Genomic DNA, 19,223 nt, shown 5'->3' with positions numbered 1-19,223 from the left:
TCACTCGCGAACAGCCCGCGGAGGCACGACCGGCTGAAGGTTTCGTTCAGTCGGGAAGGTAGATTTTCGCCTTCATGAAGGTCTTTGCCCGCCCGGTGATGCGCACACGCTCTCCGCCAAGCTCGCATAGCAGAATGGCATGCCTGACGGGGCCAATCTATTCAGCTTCAGGCTGCCTCCAGCGCCGCCTTCACCGCAGCGATCGCGTCGTTGGCCTTGGAAGCGTCCGGGCCGCCGGCCTGCGCCATGTCGGGCCGGCCGCCGCCGCCCTGCCCGCCAAGCGCGGCGGAGGCGACGCGGACCAGATCCACGGCGCTGAAGCGGCCGGTCAGATCGTCGGTGACGCCGACGACCACGCTTGCCTTGTTGTCCTCGCCGGCGCCGACAAAGACCACCACGCCGGAGCCAAGCGTCTTCTTACCGGCATCGGCGAGCGGCTTCAGGTCCTTCGGCGCCACGCCGCTGACCGCCTTGCCGAGGAAGCCGACGCCGGCAACGGTCTCGTTCGCGGCCGGGGCATCGGCCACGGCCGAGCCGCCGCCCAGCGCCAGTTTCTTACGCGCCTCGGTCAGCTCCTTTTCGAGCTTCTTGCGCTCCTCGAGCAGCGTCTCGACGCGAGCCGGGACATCCGCCGGCGCAATTTTCAGGGTCGCCGCGGCCGCCTTCAGGCGCTTGTCCTGTTCGTCGAGATGCTTGCGCGCCGCTTCGCCGGTCAACGCCTCGATGCGCCGCACGCCGGCCGCCACCGCGCTGTCCGACAGGATGCGCACCAGGCCGATATCGCCTGTCGATTTCACATGCGTGCCGCCGCAGAGCTCGACCGAATAAGGACGGTTAGCCTTGGCGCCATGCAGGCCGGTGCCCATCGACACGACACGAACCTCATCGCCGTACTTTTCGCCGAACAGCGCCATCGCGCCCTCGGCGATCGCATCGTCGACCGACATCAGCCGCGTCGTCACCGGGCTGTTCTGCACGACGATCTCATTCGCCATGCGCTCGACCTCTTCAAGGTCTTCCGCGGAGATCGGCTTGTTGTGCGAAATGTCGAAGCGCAGACGGTCTGGGGCGACCAGCGAGCCCTTCTGCGCGACATGGGTGCCCAGCACCTCGCGCAGCGCCTCGTGGATGAGATGCGTCGCGGAGTGGTTGGCGCGCAGCTTCGAGCGGCGCGCGTGGTCGACCTTGAGCTCGACAGCCGCGCCAGTCTTCACCGTGCCGCTCGCGACCTTGCCGAGATGCACGAAGAGGCCGTCCGCCTTCTTCTGCGTGTCGGAAATCTCGATCGAGAAGCCGTCGCCGGAAATCACGCCGGTGTCGCCCATCTGGCCGCCGGACTCGCCATAGAACGGCGTCTGGTTGACGACCACGGCGACCGCGTCGCCCTGAGAGGCGGTGTCGATCGTCTTGCCGTCCTTGACCAGCGCCTGGACGATGCCTTCCGCAGCTTCAGTCTCGTAGCCGAGGAATTCGGTTGCGCCGGTCTCTTCGCGCACCGAAAACCACACCGTCTCGGTCGCGGCTTCGCCCGAGCCCGCCCAATGCGCGCGCGCCTCGGCCTTCTGCCTCTCCATCGCGTTGGTGAAGCCGGCGATATCGACCGAGATGCTGCGCTGGCGCAGCGCATCCTGCGTCAGGTCGAGCGGGAAGCCATAGGTATCGTAGAGCTTGAACGCCGTCTCGCCGTCCAGCATGTCGCCGGCATGCAGGGTCGCCGTCGCGTCCGAAAGCAGGCCGAGGCCGCGCACCAGCGTCTTACGGAAACGAGTCTCCTCCAGCTTCAGCGTTTCGGTGATCAGCGCCTCGCCGCGCACCAGCTCGGGATAGGCCTGGCCCATCTCGCGCACCAACGCCGGCACCAGCTGCCACATCAAGGGCTCCTTGGCGCCGAGCAACTGCGCGTGGCGCATGGCGCGGCGCATGATGCGGCGCAGCACATAGCCGCGGCCTTCATTGGAGGGCAGCACGCCGTCGGCCACCAGGAAGGAGGACGAGCGCAGATGATCCGCGATGACGCGATACGAAGCCACGTTCTCCTGGCTCGGCCCTTGGCCGAGCGCCGAGGACGCGGCGTCGATCAGATGCTTGAACAGGTCGGTCTCGAAGACGCTGTCGACACCCTGCAGGATCGACGCCATGCGCTCCAGGCCCATGCCGGTGTCGATCGAGGGACGCGGCAGGTCGATGCGCTCTTCCTTCGTCACCTGCTCATACTGCATGAACACCAGGTTCCAGAATTCGAGGAACCGGTCGCCGTTTTCCTCCGGGCTGCCGGGTGGGCCGCCCCAGATATGCTCGCCGCGATCGATGAAGATTTCCGAACACGGGCCGCACGGGCCGGTGTCGCCCATCGCCCAGAAATTGTCCGAGGTAGGAATCCGGATGATGCGGTCGTCGGAGAAGCCGGCGATCTTTTTCCAATAGCCCGCGGCCTCGTCGTCGGTGTGATAGACGGTGACCAGCAACTTGTCCTTGTTCAGGCCGAAACCCTTGGTGATCAGGTTCCAGGCCAGCTCGATCGCGCGCTCCTTGAAATAGTCGCCGAACGAGAAATTGCCGAGCATCTCGAAGAAGGTGAGATGGCGCGCCGTGTAGCCGACATTGTCGAGGTCGTTATGCTTGCCGCCGGCGCGCACGCTTTTCTGCGCTGTCGAGGCCCGCGAATAGGGGCGCTTCTCGAGGCCGGTGAAGACATTCTTGAACTGCACCATGCCGGCGTTTGTGAACATCAGCGTCGGATCGTTGCGCGGCACCAGCGGGCTGGAGGCGACGATCTCGTGACCCTCCTTGCGGAAGTAGTCGAGGAATGTCGACCGGATGTCGTTCACGCCACTCATTGCATACTGCCTTTTTCGCAAGAACCGCCGGCGCTGCCGGCGGCAAATGGGCTTTTGGTGTTTCAGAAGATAGACGGGCCTTTTAGCGATAGCTCTTGAGCCTGTCCAGAAACACGGAAACAGGCATGTTGCCCAAAAGTGCGTGGCGGTTTTGGGAAAACGACATGCCCAAACAAAGACTCAAGGCGCATCGCCCGAAATCATTGCGGCGCGATGCGCTTTGGGCCAATCGGCCCGCGACCGGCAACTGAGCGCAGCCCGCAAAACGCAAAACCGCCGGCACGAAGGCCGGCGGTTCGGGTACGCAGTACTCAAGAACTCGATTACATAAGCATATACCGATAAACCAGGATTGTGGCCGAACTCCGGCTAAGCCGACTAATTTCCTTGCCCCAATCCCAAACAGGAAACCGTGCGATCTTCCTGGAACGAACCGGCCCTACACGGCGCCGGCTTCGTCCTCGAAACCGTCGTCGCCGCCTTCGGAGCCGCCATTCTCGAGGAATTTCTCGGCGATCAGGCCGGCATTCTGGCGCAGCGCCAGCTCGACTTCGCGCGCCGTGTCCGGATTGTCGCGCAGGAACAGTTTCGCATTCTCGCGACCCTGACCGAGGCGTTGCGAATTATAGGAGAACCAGGCGCCCGACTTCTCGATGACGCCGGCCTTGACGCCGAGATCGATCAGTTCGCCGGTCTTCGACACGCCTTCGCCATACATGATGTCGAACTCGACCACCTTGAAGGGCGGGGCCAGCTTGTTCTTGACCACCTTAACGCGGGTCTGGTTGCCGACGACCTCGTCGCGGTCCTTGACCGAGCCGATGCGGCGGATGTCGAGGCGCACCGAGGCGTAGAATTTCAGCGCGTTGCCGCCGGTGGTCGTCTCGGGCGAACCGAACATGACGCCGATCTTCATGCGGATCTGGTTGATGAAGATGACCATGGTGTTGGAACGCGAGATCGAGGCGGTCAGCTTGCGGAGCGCCTGGCTCATCAAACGAGCTTGAAGACCAGGCAGCGCATCGCCCATCTCGCCTTCGATTTCGGCGCGCGGCGTCAGTGCCGCGACCGAATCGACCACCAGCACGTCGATGGCGCCGGAGCGCACCAGCGTGTCGCAGATTTCCAGCGCCTGCTCGCCGGTGTCGGGCTGCGAGATCAAAAGGTTTTCGAGGTCGACGCCGAGCTTGCGGGCATAGACCGGATCGAGCGCGTGCTCGGCATCGACGAAGGCGCAGATACCGCCCTTCTTCTGCGCTTCCGCCACCGTGTGCAGCGCAAGCGTCGTCTTGCCCGAGCTTTCCGGCCCATAGATCTCGATGATGCGGCCCCGCGGCAGGCCGCCGACGCCGAGGGCGATGTCGAGGCCGAGCGAGCCCGTCGGCACGGTTTCGATCTCGACCACCTGCTCATTGGCGCCGAGCCGCATGATCGAGCCCTTGCCGAAAGCGCGCTCGATTTGCGACAGCGCCGCATCCAGAGCCTTTGATTTGTCCACTGCCTTATCCTCTACAAGCCGCAAAGTATTCTGAGCCATGATACATCACCCCTTGGTCGTCAATGAAGGCCGGACAATCCGTGATCCCTGCCGTTTTGTACCTTTTTTGTTCTCATTTGGCAAGGGGCAACAAATATCTGAAAATCAACCAATATCTGGATTTGTTCTACTTTTGTCTCACCAGGGCTAGTGCAAACCAGAACCACTGGTCCAGAAGAGATTTCGATATCCGCCTGTCCCGAATCGCGGCCCCGATTGCGGGGCGATGCCAGGAAACCTAGTGTGCGCAGCCGCACGATCAACGAAAGTCACCGACCCATAATGCCGACATCCCCAAAAATCCTGGCGCTGGGCGGCGCTCATATCGACCGGCGCGGCCAGGTCTCGGGAACCTATGTGCCCGCCGCCTCCAATCCCGGCATGATGCGCGAGGACGTCGGCGGCGTTGTCTTCAACGCGTTGCGCAGCGTGGTGAAGCGCGGCGTGTCGGCCTCGCTGATTTCGGTGCGCGGCGGCGACGCGGCAGCCGACACCGTCGCCACAGCGATCGACAACGCCGGAATAGTTGACCTCTCCGTGGTGTTCCTCGACCGCGTGACGCCAAGCTACACGGCCATGATCGACGCCGACGGCGAATTGATCGTCGGGCTGGCCGATATGGCGCTTTATGACCTCGCCTTTCCCAAGCAGATAAGGCGCGCCAAGGTGCGAGAGGCAATCGCTGCCGCCGACGCGATCCTGTGCGACGCCAACCTGCCGACGGTCGCGCTGGAACGTCTGGTGGCGCTCGCCGGCGGCCGGCCGGTCTTCGCCATCGCCGTCTCGCCGGCCAAGGTGGTTCGTCTGGCGCCGTTGCTCGCCGATCTGTCGCTGCTTTTCATGAACCGCCGCGAAGCCGCCGCGCTGGTTGGCGCCGAGCCGTCCGGGCAAACCCTTGTCCGCCAGCTCAGGCAGGCCGGCCTGAATGCCGGCGTGGTAACCGCCGGCAGCGCTCCGGTGCTGGGCTTCGACGACACCGGCGCCTTTGAAATCGACCCGCCCACGCCACGCCGGATCGCCGATGTCACCGGGGCCGGCGACGCGCTGACCGGCGCGACCGTCGCCGCAATGCTGCGTGGCCTGCCGCTGCGCGTCGCGCTGCGCGAAGGCCTCGCGGCGGCCATGCTCGCCATCGAAAGCGCCGAGGCCGTGCCGTCCTTCACGACCGCCAATTTCACGCAGGCGCTTGCCCTTGTGCGGGAGGCACAGGAGGTGGCATAGGGCCACCAACCATCCAGTTCCTCCTTGCCGGAGACAGCCATGACGCCCGAGACCGCTCGCCCTTTCATCGACATCCATCCGCCCGTGGCTAAGGCGCTTGCCGCCGGCCGGCCCGTGGTGGCGCTGGAATCGACCATCATCACCCACGGGATGCCCTACCCCGACAATGGCGCGATGGCGGCCAAGGTCGAGCAGATCATCATCGATGGCGGCGCGGTGCCGGCGACGATCGCGGTCGTCGACGGCCGCATCAAGATCGGGCTCTCCGACGGCGAACGCGAATCGCTCGCCATGACCGGCGACGCCATGAAGCTGTCGCGCGCCGATATCGGCTTTGCCGTGGCGCAGGCGCGCACCGGCGGCACCACGGTGGCCGCCACCATGATCGCCGCCCATATGGCCGGCATAAAAGTGTTTGCCACCGGCGGCATCGGCGGCGTCCACAAGGGCGCGGAGAAAAGCTTCGACATCTCGGCCGATCTCGACGAGCTGGCGCGCACGCCGGTCATCGTCGTCTCGGCCGGCGCCAAGGCGATCCTCGACATCGAAAAGACGCTGGAAGTGCTGGAAACGCGCGGTGTGCCGGTCATCGGCCATGGCTGCGAGACGATGCCCGCCTTCTGGTCCAGGCAATCGCCCTTCCGCGCGCCGCTGACGCTCAATGCACCTGAGGACATCGCCCATTTCTACCGCACGCGCCAAGCGCTGGGCTTGGGCGGCGGCATCCTGGTCGCCAATCCGGTGCCGCAGAATGACGAGATACCGGCGGCCGAGATGGATGGCTACATCCAGGCCGCGCAGAAAGCGGCGGAGGCGCAGAATGTCACCGGCAAGGCGGTGACGCCGTTCCTTCTGTCGAAGATCCTTGAGCTGACCGGCGGCCGCAGCCTCAAGACCAACATCGCGCTGGTCGAGAACAATGCCCGGCTGGCGGCGGAGATCGCGAAGGCGCTGTAGGGACGGCAGCCCCCGCCAACCGCAACGGCCGAGTTCCTTCACACCCCCCTCTGGCCTGCCGGCCATCTCCCCCGCAAGGGGGGAGATTGGACGTCGCCGCCGCTTTCGCCAATCGCAAGCGTTGAAGGCGAGAGCCGGCGGCAGAGCTACTAATCTCCCCCCTTGCGGTGGAGATGGCCGGCAGGCCAGAGGGGGGTGCTGTCCCTCCAGCATTTCTAAGTGTCACTTCCCCGCCCTTCGTCCCGCCTCATAAGCGCGCCGCGCCCATATCGCCATCTCGTCGGGATCGTCGAAGGCCTCGTCCGGCACGCTCCAATAAGGCATCGCCACTGCCTTGCCGTGGCGCGAGCCCGTATACGTCCACTGCCTGCAGCCCGCTGCCTCGAAGTCCGGCGCACTCTCCTCATCCGCCTTCAGCATCAACTCGCCGCGCACGACGACCGCGACGATGACGCCGTCGCAATAGATGCCCTTGCCGCCGAACAGCTTGCGGATGCTGATCGGCCCCAGGCTTTCGAACAGTTCCTCAAGGCGTTCATTGTCCATGCCGTGATCATCTCATCCGTCATCGGCCTTGTCATCGCCGCAACCAAAAGCATGCTGACAGGTTGAGACCTGGAAACGGAGTTCCCACCATGCCTGTCCTGCTCAAAGGCTCCTGCCGCTGCGGCGCCGTCCACTTCGAGGTGCAAAGCCACACGCCGGTGCCGTTCATGCTCTGCTACTGTTCCATCTGCCGCAAGCAGCAGGGCGGCGGCGGTTTCGCCATCAATCTCGGCGCCGACTACGAGACTTTGAAAATCAGGGGCAAGCGCAGCCTCGGCGTCTACCGCGCCGAGATCGAGGATGACGAGCATCCGCATTGCGAGGTCTCGACCGGCGAGCGCAATTTCTGCCGAAAATGCGGCGCGGCCCTCTGGCTCTACGACCCGACCTGGCCGGAGCTCGTGCATCCCTTCGCCTCGGCGATCGACACTGACCTGCCGACGCCGCCGGAAAAGGTGCATCTGATGCTGAAATACAAGGCGAACTGGGTCGAGCCGGTGATTGGAAAGAAGGACAAAGTCTTCGAGGTCTATCCAGAAGAATCGATCGCCGATTGGCATAAGCGGACTGGGATGTGGGTCGATTAGAGCAATTTCAGGAAAAGTGTGAGCGGTTTTCCGTCCGGAATTGCGTCAAATAATAAGCTTGCTTCAGGAGGCCGAAGTGAACCTCACGACACACAAGAAATTCAAAGGTGACCGCCTGATGCCCTGGGGCAAAGGCACGGTAGTCAGCGACGCAAAAGGTTATGTTTTTCTCTGCGGCAACACCGCCACCGTCGACGATTACGACCCGTCGAAACACCAGGGCGGCGCGATCGGCGATCCGGCCACGCAATGGCGCGCTATCCTTGCCAATATCAAAGCGGATCTGGAGGAGCTTGGCAGCTCGCTCGACCATCTGGTCAAGGTGACGTTCTACGTCAAAGGACCCTTTCCGTCGGGCGGCGTCCTCAGCTCACCCAATTTCCGTCTGGACGTATTAGATGAATTCTTTGCCGAACATTGCCCGAAGCACTGCAGCTACAACAACCCACCACCATCGGAGGTGATCGGCGTCGCCGCCCTGGCGCAACCAGACCTTGTGGTGGAGCTTGTCGTAATCGCCGCACTGCCGGACTAAGGCAGCGTGCCAGGAATTCCTCAGGCCGAAGCCCGCGCCTCGGCCAGCGCCTTGAGGTCGGCGGGCTTCAATTCAACGGATTCGCCGCAGCCGCAGGCCGAGCTCTGGTTCGGATTCTTGAAGGTGAAACCGGTGCGCAGCGTCGTCTGCTCGAAATCCATCTCGGTGCCGAACAGGAAAAGCGCGGCTTCGGGCGCGACATAGACATGCGCGCCGTCACGTTCGATATGGTCGTCCTTGGGGTTCGGCTCGGTCACCAGGTCGACCGTGTACTCCATGCCGGCGCAGCCGCCCTTCTTGATGCCGAGGCGGATGCCATGCGCGTTGTCGCGCGCAGCCACGATCTCGCGCACGCGATCAGCGGCCTTGTCGGTCATCGTGATGACGGCGAAACGTCCCATGTTTTTCCTTCTCCATTCCCTGCAGGTTCAAGGCCTGCCGAATGACTCTCACCTAAAATGGTGAAGTTTTACCACTGGCGCAAGGGTATCGGCCTCAATACCACCCGACCGCCACCTGCGCCTCTTCCGACATGCGGTCCGGCGTCCACGGCGGATCGAACACCATTGAGACCTCGACGCCGGAAACGCCCTCGACGGCGCCGACGGCGTTCTCGACCCATCCAGGCATTTCGCCGGCCACCGGGCAGCCAGGCGCGGTCAAAGTCATGTCGATCTTGACCGAGCGGTCGTCCTCGATGTCGATCTTGTAGACGAGGCCGAGCTCATAGATATCGGCCGGGATTTCCGGATCGTAGACCGTCTTCAGCGCCGAGACGATATCGTCGGTCAGCCGCGCCAGCTCGTCGGCGGGGATCGCCGAAGCCGAGACGATGCCGTTCGCGGCCGTCTCGGGCGCGGTCTCTGCGGTTGTGCTCACATCGTCCATCATCGTCACCCGAAGAACTTTCGCGCCTTTTCCAGCGCCTCGGCCAAAGCGTCGACTTCGGCCCTGGTATTATACATGCCGAACGATGCCCTGCATGTGGAGGTGACGCCGAAGCGTTTCAACAGCGGCTGGGCGCAATGGGTGCCGGCGCGGACAGCAACACCCTGCCGGTCGATCACCATCGACACGTCATGCGCGTGGATACCTTGCAATTCGAACGAGATGATGGCGCCCTTGCCGGGCGCGTCGCCGAAGATGCGCAGCGAATTGATGGCGCGCAGCCGCTCATGCGCGTAAGTCTTGAGATCCGCCTCATGCGCCGCGATGCGTTCGCGGCCGATTTTTTCCATATAGTCGAGCGCGGCACCTAGCCCGATTGCCTGCACGATCGGCGGCGTGCCGGCCTCGAAGCGGTGCGGCGGCTCGTTGTAGGTCACGATGTCTTCCGTCACCTCCTCGATCATCTCGCCGCCGCCCATGAAGGGCCGCATCTCTTCCAGCCTGTCCTTCTTGCCGTAGAGCACGCCGATGCCCGACGGGCCGTAGACCTTGTGGCCGGTGAAGACGAAGAAATCGCAATCGAGGTCCTGCACGTCGATCGGCATGTGCACCGCGCTCTGGCTGCCGTCGACCAGGACAGGAATTCCACGCGCATGCGCGATGCGCACGATCTCCTTGATCGGCGTCACCGTGCCCAGCGCGTTGGACATCTGCGTGATGGCGACGAGTTTTGTGCGGTCGGTCAGCCGCTTCTCGAATTCCTCGATGTGAAACACGCCGAGATCGTCGACCGGCACCCAGACAAGCTTGGCGCCCTGCCGCTCGCGGATAAAATGCCACGGCACGATGTTGGAATGGTGCTCCATGATCGAGAGCACGATCTCGTCGCCCTCGCCGATCCGCGGCATGCCCCAGCCATAGGCGACCGTGTTGATCGCCGAGGTGGTGTTGGAGGTGAAGACGATATTGTCGGTGCTCGGCGCATTGAGGAAGCGGCGCACCGACTCCCGCGCCTTCTCATAGGCGTCGGTCGCGGCGTTCGACAGGAAATGCAGGCCGCGATGCACGTTGGCGTATTCCTGGGAATAGGCATGCTGGATCGTGTCGAGCACCACCTGCGGCTTCTGCGCCGAAGCGCCGTTGTCGAGATAGATCAGCGGCTTGCCGTAAACCTGGCGCGACAGGATCGGGAAGTCGCGGCGGATCGCCTCGACGTCGTAGGGAGTGGTTTCGATCTTCTGGTCCACAGCAATCAACCTTCCAAAGTGGCTCCCCCTCACCCGACCTCCGCTTCGCTCCGGCCACCCTCTCCCCGGTGGGGAGAGGAGGTCACCAACGTCGCACCTGCCTCTTCTCCCCTCGGGGAGAAGGTGGCCGCGAAGCGGCCGGATGAGGGGCCTGCGCCCTACGCCGCTACCCGTGCGTCGAAAACCAGCCGTCGAGCCGCACTTCCAGCGCCTCAACCAGCGCTTCGTCGTCCAGTTCTTCGATCACCTCAGCGACGAACGCCTTCACCAGGAGACCCCGAGCACTCTTCTCGTCGATGCCGCGCGCCATCAGGTAGAACAGGTGGTTGTGGTCGATCTCGGTGACCGTCGCGCCATGGCCGCAGACGACGTCGTCGGCGAAGATCTCCAGCTCCGGCTTGGTCGAGAACTCGCCATCGTCCGACAGCAATAGCGTGTTGCAGGCCATCTTCGCGTTGGTCTTCTGCGCATATTGATGCACGTTGATGCGGCCCTGGAAGACGCCGCGCGCCTTGCCGGTCACCACGTTGCGCATCACTTCCGTCGAGGTCGTATGCGGCACGGCGTGGTCGAGCACCATGGTGGTGTCGGTGTGCGTGTCGCCGGCCAGAAGGTTAATGCCGCGCAATTTGAAGTCGGCGCCCTCGCCCGTCGTCCTGACGACGACCTCCTGCCGAACCAGCTTGCCGCCTGCATTCATCACGAACAGCGTCAGCTTGGCGTCCTTGCCGATATGCGCCTTGAACTGGGCGAGATGCGTTGCCGTGTCCGGCTGCTCCTGCACGATCAGCCAGGTCACCTCCGCGCCGTCACCGACCACGAGTTGGCTGACCGAGCTGACAAGTGCCTCGTCGCCCTCGCCCGTCTGGCGCTCGACTACAATCGCTTTGGCGCCGCCACCGACCCGCGTCAGCAGCCGCACATGCGACTGGCCGCCGGCCTGCAGGTTCTGCAATTCGATCGGCTTTTCCAGCTCGGTGCCGTCGGCAATGTCGACAAAATAACCGTCGGCGACGAAGGCCGTATTCAGCGCGCCGATCGCATCGTCGTCGCCATAGCGGTCGAGCCCCGGCGCGATGCTGCCGTCGGTCAGCTTCTCCGAAAGGCGTTGCACGGTGACGCCTTCGATCTCCGGCAGCTTGGCGTTCGAGACGCCGTTCAGCACCGGTAGCACGGCCGAGCCTTCAAGAACCGGCGCAAGCGCCTTCCCGACCGCGCCGGCCTCGAAAGCCGGCACCTTGGTCAGCAGCCGGCGCAGGTCCGTATAGTGCCAGGATTCGATGCGGCGCGTCGGCAGGCCGTGCTTGATCGCCTCGATCGCGTCGTCGCGCTTGGTCATCACCGCGCCGTCGCCGGGCAGCAGCGAGAGCCGCTCGCCGAAGGCATCGATCAGCGCCGTCTCGGCCAAGGTCCGCTGGGGCTGTGCGTGCATGTTCATGACTTTCGCCTCGACTGCTCCCATCTCACGCGGCTTCGCCGATCACGCCGGCATAGCCATTGGCCTCGAGATCGAGCGCCAGCGACTTGTCGCCAGACTTGATAACCTGGCCCTTGTAGAGCACGTGCACCGTATCAGGCACGATGTGCTCGAGCAGGCGCTGGTAGTGGGTGATGACGACGATGGCGCGGTCCGGCGAACGCAGCGCGTTGACGCCGTCGGAGACGATCTTCAGCGCATCGATGTCGAGGCCGGAATCGGTCTCGTCGAGCACGCAGAGCTTCGGCTCCAAGAGCTTCATCTGCAGGATCTCGGCGCGCTTCTTCTCGCCGCCGGAGAAGCCGACATTGAGCGGGCGCTTCAGCATGTTGATGTCCATGTTGAGCGTGGCTGCGGCTTCCTTCACGCGCTTCAGGAACTCCGGCACTTTCAGCGGTTCCTCGCCGCGCGCCTTGCGCTGCTCGTTCATCGCCACTTTCAGGAATTCCATCGTCGCCACGCCCGGTATCTCCATCGGATACTGGAAGGCGAGGAAGATGCCAGCGGTGGCGCGCTCGGCCGGGTCCATTTCGAGGATTGACTGGCCGTTATAGAGGATGTCGCCCTCGGTCACCTCATAGTCCTCGCGGCCAGCCAGGATATAGGACAGCGTCGACTTGCCCGAGCCGTTCGGCCCCATGATAGCGGCGACCTCGCCGGCTTTCACCGTCAGGTTCAGGCCGCGGATGATCTCGGTGCCGTCATCGACGATGCGGGCGTGAAGGTTTCTGATTTCAAGCATATTTTCTTTCCTGAATATCTTGTCCGGTCAGCCGACCGAGCCCTCGAGGCTGATGCCGATCAGCTTCTGCGCCTCGACGGCGAACTCCATCGGCAGCTGCTGGATGACGTCCTTGACGAAGCCGTTGACGATCAGCGCGATCGCCTCTTCCTCGGGGATGCCGCGCTGCATGACGTAGAACTTCTGGTCCTCGGAGATCTTGGACGTCGTCGCCTCGTGCTCGAATTTCGCCGTCGCGTTCTTGGCTTCCATGTAGGGCACGGTGTGCGCGCCGCACTGGTCGCCGATCAGTAGTGAATCGCAATTGGTGAAGTTGCGCGCGTTGGCCGCCTTGCGGTGCGCCGAGACCTGGCCGCGATAGGTGTTCTGTGAGAACCCGGCGGCGATGCCCTTGGAGATGATGCGGCTCGACGTGTTCTTGCCGAGATGGATCATCTTGGTGCCGCTATCGACCTGCTGGTAGCCGTTCGAGACCGCGATCGAATAGAACTCGCCGCTGGAATCGTCGCCGCGCAGGATGCAGCTCGGATATTTCCAGGTGATCGCCGAGCCGGTCTCGACCTGCGTCCACGAAATCTTCGAGCGGTCGCCGCGGCAATCGCCGCGCTTGGTGACGAAATTGTAGATGCCGCCCTTGCCCTCGGCGTCGCCGGGGTACCAGTTCTGCACCGTCGAATATTTGATCTCGGCGTCGTCGAGCGCGATCAGCTCGACCACCGCGGCATGCAGCTGGTTCTCGTCGCGCTGCGGCGCCGTGCAGCCTTCGAGATAGGAGACGTAAGCCCCCTCCTCGGCGATGATCAGCGTGCGTTCGAACTGGCCGGTGTTCTTCTCGTTGATGCGGAAATAGGTCGACAGCTCCATCGGGCAGCGCACGCCCTTCGGCACGAAGACGAACGAGCCGTCGGTGAACACGGCCGAATTCATTGTCGCGTAGAAATTGTCCGAGGTCGGCACGACCGAGCCCAGATACTTCTTCACCAGCTCCGGATGCTCGCGGATCGCCTCTGAGATCGAGCAGAAGATGACGCCCGCCTTAGCGAGCTCTTCCTTGAAGGTGGTGACCACCGAAACGGAATCGAACACGGCGTCGACCGCGACGCGGCCGGACTTGTAGACGTTGTCGCCTATCTCTGCTTCCTCGTCCGCCGTCACGGTCTTCTGCACGCCGGCCAGGATCTCCTGCTCCTTGAGCGGAATGCCGAGCTTTTCGTAGACCTTGAGCAGTTCAGGGTCGACTTCGCTCAGCGACTTCGGCCCCGGCGTGCTCTTTGGCGCGGCGTAGTAGTGGATGTCCTGGAAGTTGATCTTCGGATAGTGGACGCGCGCCCAGGTCGGCTCTTCCAGCGTCACCCAGCGCCGATAGGCCTCCAGACGCCATTCCAGCATCCAGTCAGGCTCATCCTTCTTGGACGAGATGAAGCGAATAATGTCTTCGCTCAGGCCCTTGGGGGCCTTGTCCATCTCGATCTCTGTCTGGAATCCGTATTTATACTGGTCGACGTCGATCTTTCGAACCCGATCGATCGTCTCCTGCACAGCAGGCATAAGCGTTCTCCATCCACGCCGGGGTCAAGGCCCGACAGTTTTCAAACTATGGCACCGCTGTGATCACATCCCGGCAGGGATGCGCAGCGGAGTAAGTTCCATATAGTGCGTGTCCACCGGAAATTCACCCGGCCAGGACAAAACGCACGGCTCTACCAGGCCACGAGGCCTGAATTCGTCTTTGCCACCGTCAGGCGGCTTGTTCCTTACCCGCGCGGCGGGCGACGATGCCGGCCAGCGCCGCCCGGAAGGCCGCGATGTCCTCGGCGCCGGTCGCAGGGCCGATCGAGACCCGCAAGGCGCCCAGGCTGTCGCCATGGCCCATCGCCTTCAGCACATGGCTTGGCCCGACTTTTCCCGACGAGCAGGCCGAGCCCGCCGACAGCGCGACGCCGGCAAGATCGAAAGCGATCTGCGCCGTCTCGGCCTTGACGCCGGGAATAGCGAAGAATGTCGTGTTGGCAAGCCTCTGAGCGCCATTTCCGAATATTTCCGCGTCCGGCGCCAATTCCGTCACGATCGCCTCGATCTCGTCGCGGCGTCGCGCAATGGCATCGATGTCGTCCAGGCCCGCGAGCGCTGCCCGCGCGGCGGCGCCGAAACCGGGGACCCCGGCGACGTTTTCCGTACCGGCGCGATGACCCTTCTCCTGGCCGCCGCCACTGACCAGCGGCCGCGGCATCATCAGGTCGGACGCGGCGACGATCGCGCCGACGCCCTTGGGGCCGCCGATCTTGTGCGACGACAGGATCAGATAATCGGCATAAGGAGCTGACATATCGAGCGGAATCCGGCCGGCAGCCTGCACGGCGTCGACGACCAGAACCCCGCCGGCGGCCTTGACGATTTCGGCGATACGCTTGACCGGCTGGACAACGCCGGTCTCGTTGTTGGCGGCATGGATCGCCACCAGCGGCAGGCCGGCGCCCTTGTCATGCGCGGCGAGCGCGGTGGCAAGGGCCTCGAGATCGGCAATGCCGTTCCGGTCGACGCCTATCTTCGTTACCTGTGTCGCGGCAAACCGCCCGCCATTCAGGATGCAGGGATGGTCGGCCTCGGAAACATAGAGGTGGCTCATGCGGATCGCGCCGCGCCCCATCTGCCAGTCAGGCGTAAGCAGCGTTGAAGCGGCTTCGGTGGCGCCGGAGGTGAAGACGACGTGCTCCGGCCTGGCGTTGACCAGCCGCGCCACGTCGCGGCGCGCATCCTCGACCAGCCGGCGCGAAGCGCGGCCCTCGGTGTGGACCGACGACGGGTTGGCGGCATCGAGCGCGGCAACCATCGCCGCCCGCGCTTCCGCAATGAGCGGCGCGCTGGCGTTGTAGTCGAGATAGGCGCGGGTTGCGGCCATTTTCGCTCAGTTCGTCCTTCCGCCAACTATCCCGCGAGGATAGCGCGTTATTTCCTTGAAATTGCAAGGCAAGCCGTCCTATTTACCCGGCTTGCGGCGCGGGCGACCGAACCATGCGGTTTCGGCCTCCCAGTTTTGAACAATTCTAAACTAGCTTCTAGGAAGACGCTCGCCCTGCGTCAAGGCCACAGAGGGCATGGCCGTAGGAGAGCTGGGCCAGAAGAGTTCCAGGCAAGCGCCTTCGTATACCACGTGGAGTATTTTATGCCTGAGGTCATTTTCGCCGGTCCGGCTGGTCGCCTGGAGGGACGCTATCAGCCCTCGAAGGAAAAGAGCGCCCCGATCGCCATCGTGCTGCACCCGCACCCGCAATTTGGCGGCACGATGAACAACAAGATCGTCTACGACCTCTTCTATATGTTCCAGAAGCGCGATTTCACCGTGCTGCGCTTCAACTTCCGCGGCATCGGCCGCAGCCAGGGCGAGTTCGACCACGGCACCGGCGAATTGTCGGACGCGGCCGCGGCACTCGACTGGGTGCAGTCGCTGCATCCGGATTCGAAGAGCTGCTGGGTTGCTGGCTATTCCTTCGGCTCGTGGATCGGCATGCAGCTTCTCATGCGCCGGCCCGAGATCGAAGGCTTCATCTCGGTCGCGCCGCAGCCCAACACCTATGATTTCTCGTTCCTGGCGCCCTGCCCGTCATCCGGCCTGATCATCCATGGCGATGCCGACAAGGTGGCGCCGCCCAAGGACGTGCAAGGGCTGGTCGACAAGCTGCACACGCAAAAGGGCATCACCATCACCCAGAAGACGCTGCCCGGCGCCAACCATTTCTTCGCCAATGACGCCGAGTTGCTGATCCATGAATGCGCCGACTATCTCGACCGGCGCCTGGCGGGCGAGCTCGCAGATCCGCGGCCAAAGCGCCTGCGCTAAGCGCGGAAAGCTGCCCGGCCAAGAGCTTTAACGGGTCGGCGTCCCATCGGCGCCGACTTCGCCACCCTCGATCCGGTCGGCCATCGAAGCCCTGCCCCTCGCCGCGCGGGATGGTATCAGCCGGAATGTCCGCTTGCGCACCGGCAGCTTCGCGCTTGTCTGACCGAAGATGAAACCCAGCCTGGCAAACACCAGACCCGAGACCACCGCGAATGCCAGCCCCAGGCCGAAGCCCGCAACCGTGTCGCTTGGATAGTGCGCGCCGACGAAGACGCGGGTCGAGGCAATGCAGGCGGTGACCGCCAGAGCGACATACCAGCACCGCGGGAACATCAGCAGCAGGATGCCGAAAACCGCGCCCATCGTCGTGGCATGGCCGGAGGGAAAGCCGGCGAAGCGCGCATCCATGGCGAATGGATGCAGCGACAGCACACCGAAATCGTTGAAATAAAGCGGCCGGGCGCGGCCGATGCCGTATTTAAGCACATTGACCGCCAGACCGGACAGGCCGACGGCGCAAAGCACCAGGAAGGCGAAACACGTCCAGTTGTAGACGAGCATCCGGCCTTGCCGGGACAGGCCGCGCCAATCCGTCAGATTGGCGGCGACAAGGCAGATCGCCGCCGGAATAAGATACCAGCCGCCCAGACCAAACTGCGTGAAGAAATCGGTGAAGCGCACGAAGCCGGCTGACCACTCGCCGCGCATCTCGCCAGCGGCGGCGTCGAGACGCAGGAAGATCGCCACGGTGAGCAGCGCCCAGGCTATGAGCCAGACGCTCCATAGAATTCGCGGATAGCGCGCCGGGCGCACGGCAAAGCGCCGCTTCACGATCGACATCGTGTCGCGGAAATTGCCGAGCGAGCGGCGGTAGAGGGCAAGGGGCGCGGCGGACATGGCTTTGGCGCAAAGTCTATAAGGGCATTCGATGCCCGAGGCTATTCATCACGGCGCCACCCGGTAAAGCCCGAGCGCGAGCTTGTCTCCTGACGAATAGTTGATGCCATCGATCTCTGTCAGCCGCTTGGCCGACTTGCCTTGGGCAGCCAGCACATCGGTCAACTTCTGCTCGTCCTTGATCGGCGCGAGGCCGAGGGCACAGGACGGATCGGAGAGCAGATGCCGCGCCACGCCTTCCACATCGGTAAGCACGGTTTTGGTGCCGACCAGGAAGACGAGGCTCGGCTCCTCGAACCGCGCCGAGGCAAGCACCGTGGTATCGCAGGGACGGTTGGCCTCGACCGCGGCCTTGACGGCCGGGCTCAGCCAGATTGGCTTCAGCGACGGCGCGATGACGCCGAACAGCAGGCTGAAGGTGATGCCTGCGCCGACCGCAATTGCGGCGATGCGGCCAAGCGGCACCTGCAATTGCCGGGGAAAGGCAAGATAGCCGGTGACCAGCGCGGCGATCGCCGCAGGCACGCTCCACCAGGAGAAGGTCCTGGTGAGATAAAGCGGCGCGCCCACGCAGACGACGGCAAGGCCGACCGACACGACGACGACGCCGAAAGCTGTCGCCCACCACAGCCATGTCTGCCAGCGCTTCAGCGGCGCGTTGGCCTGGTCCGCCGGCAAGGTCAGCAGCCAGCCGATCAGCAGCGCCATGCCCGGATAGGCCGGCATCACGTAATGCGGCAGCTTGGTCGGGATCGCCTCGAAGACCAGCCAGAACGGGATGTACCAGGCCAGGCAGAAGCGCAGGCGCGGATCGTCCCAAAAACGATTGATCGCCTGCAGTCCGGCGCCGACCGCGATCAGCCCGAACGGCCACATGAACAGCGAATAGGTCAGCATATAGAAACCGGGCGGCAGGCCGTGCGATTCCTCGCCCTGCGCCACCTTGTTCAGCATGTCCTTGCCGACCGCCTCCTGGAAGAAGGCGCCGCCGCTCTTCCAGGTGATGAGGATCAGCCACGGCAGGACGATGACGAGCACGATCGCCACGCCACGCACGAGCTTGAGCTTCAAGAGCCAGCGCCAATCGCGGTCGAAGGCAAAGAGCGCCGCGGCCGTCAACAGAGACAAGAGCGGCGCAACCGGTCCCTTGATGAGGATGCCCAACCCTTGCGCGATCCAGAAGATCCACGACAGGTGCCCGGGAACCGGTTCGTTGCGCTTTGCCGCCAGATAGACCTGCGCCAGCGCGCCTTGCGCCAGCACGCAGCAGGCCAGAAGCATGGCGTCGGTCTTGGCGTCGCGCCCCTCGAAGGCAGTGGCGAAGATCGCCGCCATCATCAGGCCGGCGGCGAGCCCGGCATTGGCGCCGAAGAGTTTTGTCCCGGTCCAGCCGATGCCGGCCACGGCGATCGCGATGCCCAGCATCGAGACCAGGCGATAGACCCAGATCGGCGCCGCCCGCCCCTCGCCGCTCAGCGCGACGGCCGCCGACTGCAGCCAGTAGATGCCGATCGGCTTCTTGTAGCGCGTGACGTCCTGCAGGCGGATGTCGACATAGTCGCCCGTCTCGACCATCTGCTTGGTCGACTGGACGAAGCGGGATTCGTCGCGGTCGACCGGCGGCAGGCTGGCCAGCCCGCTGACGGTCATGACGATGCTGAACAGAAAGAGGAGAATGTAGTTCCTGTTCATCGCGGGAGCTCGTCCGATCTAAACTGCGGGATGGCCCCGGGCGGCGCTTGGGCGCCTTGTCTAGAGCATGATGCCGAAAAGTGCGAAGCGGTTTTCGGACGACATGATGCTCCATGTCTTTGATGCGCGGCGCCTCATTACGCCAGCAAGATGGGCGAAGCAAGGATGCGCCGCGTCCCGCGCAATTGGACGCGGACGGGAAACCACTTTTGCTAACGGCGG

17 protein-coding genes are annotated in these 19,223 nt (G+C 63.8%); 5 read left to right on the top strand and 12 right to left on the bottom strand.

The annotated features are described in order from the left end of the window. Positions 1-167 precede the first annotated feature (167 nt). Both alaS and recA read right to left on the bottom strand, forming a co-directional pair. Entirely contained in the window at positions 168-2,837 is a 2,670-nt protein-coding gene (alaS, locus tag EN869_RS13110) for an alanine--tRNA ligase (protein WP_127226095.1), read from the bottom strand. 439 nt (positions 2,838-3,276) lie between these two features. Further along, on the bottom strand, positions 3,277-4,374 hold the full coding sequence (gene recA / locus EN869_RS13105) for a recombinase RecA (protein ID WP_127226094.1): 1,098 nt from the start codon (positions 4,372-4,374) through the stop codon (positions 3,277-3,279). 282 nt (positions 4,375-4,656) lie between these two features. Between recA and EN869_RS13100 the strand changes: the two genes are divergently transcribed. Next, the gene (locus EN869_RS13100) at positions 4,657-5,595 is read left to right on the top strand and encodes a carbohydrate kinase family protein (protein ID WP_127226093.1); all 939 of its coding nucleotides are present in this window, start codon (positions 4,657-4,659) and stop codon (positions 5,593-5,595) included. A 39-nt stretch (positions 5,596-5,634) separates the two neighbouring features. Further along, positions 5,635-6,552, top strand: a complete 918-nt coding sequence (locus tag EN869_RS13095) for a pseudouridine-5'-phosphate glycosidase (RefSeq protein ID WP_127226092.1) — start codon at positions 5,635-5,637, stop codon at positions 6,550-6,552. 222 nt (positions 6,553-6,774) lie between these two features. Here EN869_RS13095 and EN869_RS13090 read toward each other — a convergent pair whose 3' ends face one another. Continuing rightward, positions 6,775-7,098, bottom strand: a complete 324-nt coding sequence (locus EN869_RS13090) for a TfoX/Sxy family protein (protein WP_127226091.1) — start codon at positions 7,096-7,098, stop codon at positions 6,775-6,777. A gap of 89 nt (positions 7,099-7,187) precedes the next feature. On the opposite strand from EN869_RS13090, the gene EN869_RS13085 reads away from it, so the two are divergent. Then, positions 7,188-7,685 carry a GFA family protein gene (locus EN869_RS13085; RefSeq protein WP_127226090.1) on the top strand — a complete coding sequence of 166 codons (498 nt, stop codon included), beginning with the start codon at positions 7,188-7,190 and terminating at the stop codon, positions 7,683-7,685. 76 nt (positions 7,686-7,761) lie between these two features. Next, positions 7,762-8,220: a RidA family protein gene (locus EN869_RS13080; protein WP_127226089.1), complete on the top strand. Its 459-nt coding sequence runs from the start codon at positions 7,762-7,764 to the stop codon at positions 8,218-8,220. A gap of 20 nt (positions 8,221-8,240) precedes the next feature. Here EN869_RS13080 and sufA read toward each other — a convergent pair whose 3' ends face one another. The 7 genes from sufA to EN869_RS13045 form a co-directional block, all read right to left on the bottom strand. Beyond that, positions 8,241-8,621, bottom strand: a complete 381-nt coding sequence (sufA, locus tag EN869_RS13075) for a Fe-S cluster assembly scaffold SufA (protein WP_127226088.1) — start codon at positions 8,619-8,621, stop codon at positions 8,241-8,243. A gap of 94 nt (positions 8,622-8,715) precedes the next feature. Further along, on the bottom strand, positions 8,716-9,108 hold the full coding sequence (locus EN869_RS13070) for an SUF system Fe-S cluster assembly protein (RefSeq protein ID WP_127226087.1): 393 nt from the start codon (positions 9,106-9,108) through the stop codon (positions 8,716-8,718). Between the two features lie 5 nt (positions 9,109-9,113). Beyond that, entirely contained in the window at positions 9,114-10,355 is a 1,242-nt protein-coding gene (locus tag EN869_RS13065; RefSeq protein WP_127226086.1) for a cysteine desulfurase, read from the bottom strand. A gap of 166 nt (positions 10,356-10,521) precedes the next feature. Then, positions 10,522-11,793 carry a Fe-S cluster assembly protein SufD gene (sufD, locus tag EN869_RS13060; RefSeq protein WP_127226085.1) on the bottom strand — a complete coding sequence of 424 codons (1,272 nt, stop codon included), beginning with the start codon at positions 11,791-11,793 and terminating at the stop codon, positions 10,522-10,524. Between the two features lie 25 nt (positions 11,794-11,818). After that, on the bottom strand, positions 11,819-12,574 hold the full coding sequence (gene sufC / locus EN869_RS13055) for a Fe-S cluster assembly ATPase SufC (protein WP_127226084.1): 756 nt from the start codon (positions 12,572-12,574) through the stop codon (positions 11,819-11,821). A 27-nt stretch (positions 12,575-12,601) separates the two neighbouring features. Beyond that, entirely contained in the window at positions 12,602-14,122 is a 1,521-nt protein-coding gene (gene sufB, locus EN869_RS13050; RefSeq protein WP_127226083.1) for a Fe-S cluster assembly protein SufB, read from the bottom strand. 190 nt (positions 14,123-14,312) lie between these two features. Then, a complete protein-coding gene (locus tag EN869_RS13045) occupies positions 14,313-15,473 on the bottom strand; it encodes a cysteine desulfurase family protein (protein WP_127226082.1) in 1,161 nt (386 codons plus the stop codon). Between the two features lie 264 nt (positions 15,474-15,737). Between EN869_RS13045 and EN869_RS13040 the strand changes: the two genes are divergently transcribed. Then, a complete protein-coding gene (locus tag EN869_RS13040; RefSeq protein WP_095818525.1) occupies positions 15,738-16,412 on the top strand; it encodes an alpha/beta hydrolase in 675 nt (224 codons plus the stop codon). Between the two features lie 27 nt (positions 16,413-16,439). Here the strand turns inward: EN869_RS13040 and EN869_RS13035 are convergent, their stop codons facing one another. Next, positions 16,440-17,309, bottom strand: a complete 870-nt coding sequence (locus EN869_RS13035; RefSeq protein WP_189341234.1) for a phosphatase PAP2 family protein — start codon at positions 17,307-17,309, stop codon at positions 16,440-16,442. Between the two features lie 48 nt (positions 17,310-17,357). Then, complete coding sequence (locus EN869_RS13030; protein WP_127226081.1) at positions 17,358-19,001, bottom strand: glycosyltransferase family 39 protein; 1,644 nt, start codon at positions 18,999-19,001, stop codon at positions 17,358-17,360. Between the last annotated feature and the right edge of the window lie 222 nt (positions 19,002-19,223).

The organism is Mesorhizobium sp. M2D.F.Ca.ET.226.01.1.1 (assembly GCF_004022705.2).
Classification (GTDB): Bacteria; Pseudomonadota; Alphaproteobacteria; order Rhizobiales; family Rhizobiaceae; genus Mesorhizobium.
Note: the sequence above shows the minus strand (reverse complement) of the source record. Positions and strands in the feature narration are given on the sequence as shown.

What these genes read in the sequence shown, in the direction of transcription:
- alaS (WP_127226095.1), bottom strand. Translation starts at nt 2,837, where the DNA reads ATGAGTGGCGTGAACGACATCCGGTCGACATTCCTCGACTACTTCCGC.
- recA (WP_127226094.1), bottom strand. Translation starts at nt 4,374, where the DNA reads ATGGCTCAGAATACTTTGCGGCTTGTAGAGGATAAGGCAGTGGACAAA.
- EN869_RS13100 (WP_127226093.1), top strand. Translation starts at nt 4,657, where the DNA reads ATGCCGACATCCCCAAAAATCCTGGCGCTGGGCGGCGCTCATATCGAC.
- EN869_RS13095 (WP_127226092.1), top strand. Translation starts at nt 5,635, where the DNA reads ATGACGCCCGAGACCGCTCGCCCTTTCATCGACATCCATCCGCCCGTG.
- EN869_RS13090 (WP_127226091.1), bottom strand. Translation starts at nt 7,098, where the DNA reads ATGGACAATGAACGCCTTGAGGAACTGTTCGAAAGCCTGGGGCCGATC.
- EN869_RS13085 (WP_127226090.1), top strand. Translation starts at nt 7,188, where the DNA reads ATGCCTGTCCTGCTCAAAGGCTCCTGCCGCTGCGGCGCCGTCCACTTC.
- sufA (WP_127226088.1), bottom strand. Translation starts at nt 8,621, where the DNA reads ATGGGACGTTTCGCCGTCATCACGATGACCGACAAGGCCGCTGATCGC.
- EN869_RS13070 (WP_127226087.1), bottom strand. Translation starts at nt 9,108, where the DNA reads ATGGACGATGTGAGCACAACCGCAGAGACCGCGCCCGAGACGGCCGCG.
- sufD (WP_127226085.1), bottom strand. Translation starts at nt 11,793, where the DNA reads ATGAACATGCACGCACAGCCCCAGCGGACCTTGGCCGAGACGGCGCTG.
- sufC (WP_127226084.1), bottom strand. Translation starts at nt 12,574, where the DNA reads ATGCTTGAAATCAGAAACCTTCACGCCCGCATCGTCGATGACGGCACC.
- sufB (WP_127226083.1), bottom strand. Translation starts at nt 14,122, where the DNA reads ATGCCTGCTGTGCAGGAGACGATCGATCGGGTTCGAAAGATCGACGTC.
- EN869_RS13045 (WP_127226082.1), bottom strand. Translation starts at nt 15,473, where the DNA reads ATGGCCGCAACCCGCGCCTATCTCGACTACAACGCCAGCGCGCCGCTC.
- EN869_RS13040 (WP_095818525.1), top strand. Translation starts at nt 15,738, where the DNA reads ATGCCTGAGGTCATTTTCGCCGGTCCGGCTGGTCGCCTGGAGGGACGC.
- EN869_RS13035 (WP_189341234.1), bottom strand. Translation starts at nt 17,309, where the DNA reads ATGTCCGCCGCGCCCCTTGCCCTCTACCGCCGCTCGCTCGGCAATTTC.
- EN869_RS13030 (WP_127226081.1), bottom strand. Translation starts at nt 19,001, where the DNA reads ATGAACAGGAACTACATTCTCCTCTTTCTGTTCAGCATCGTCATGACC.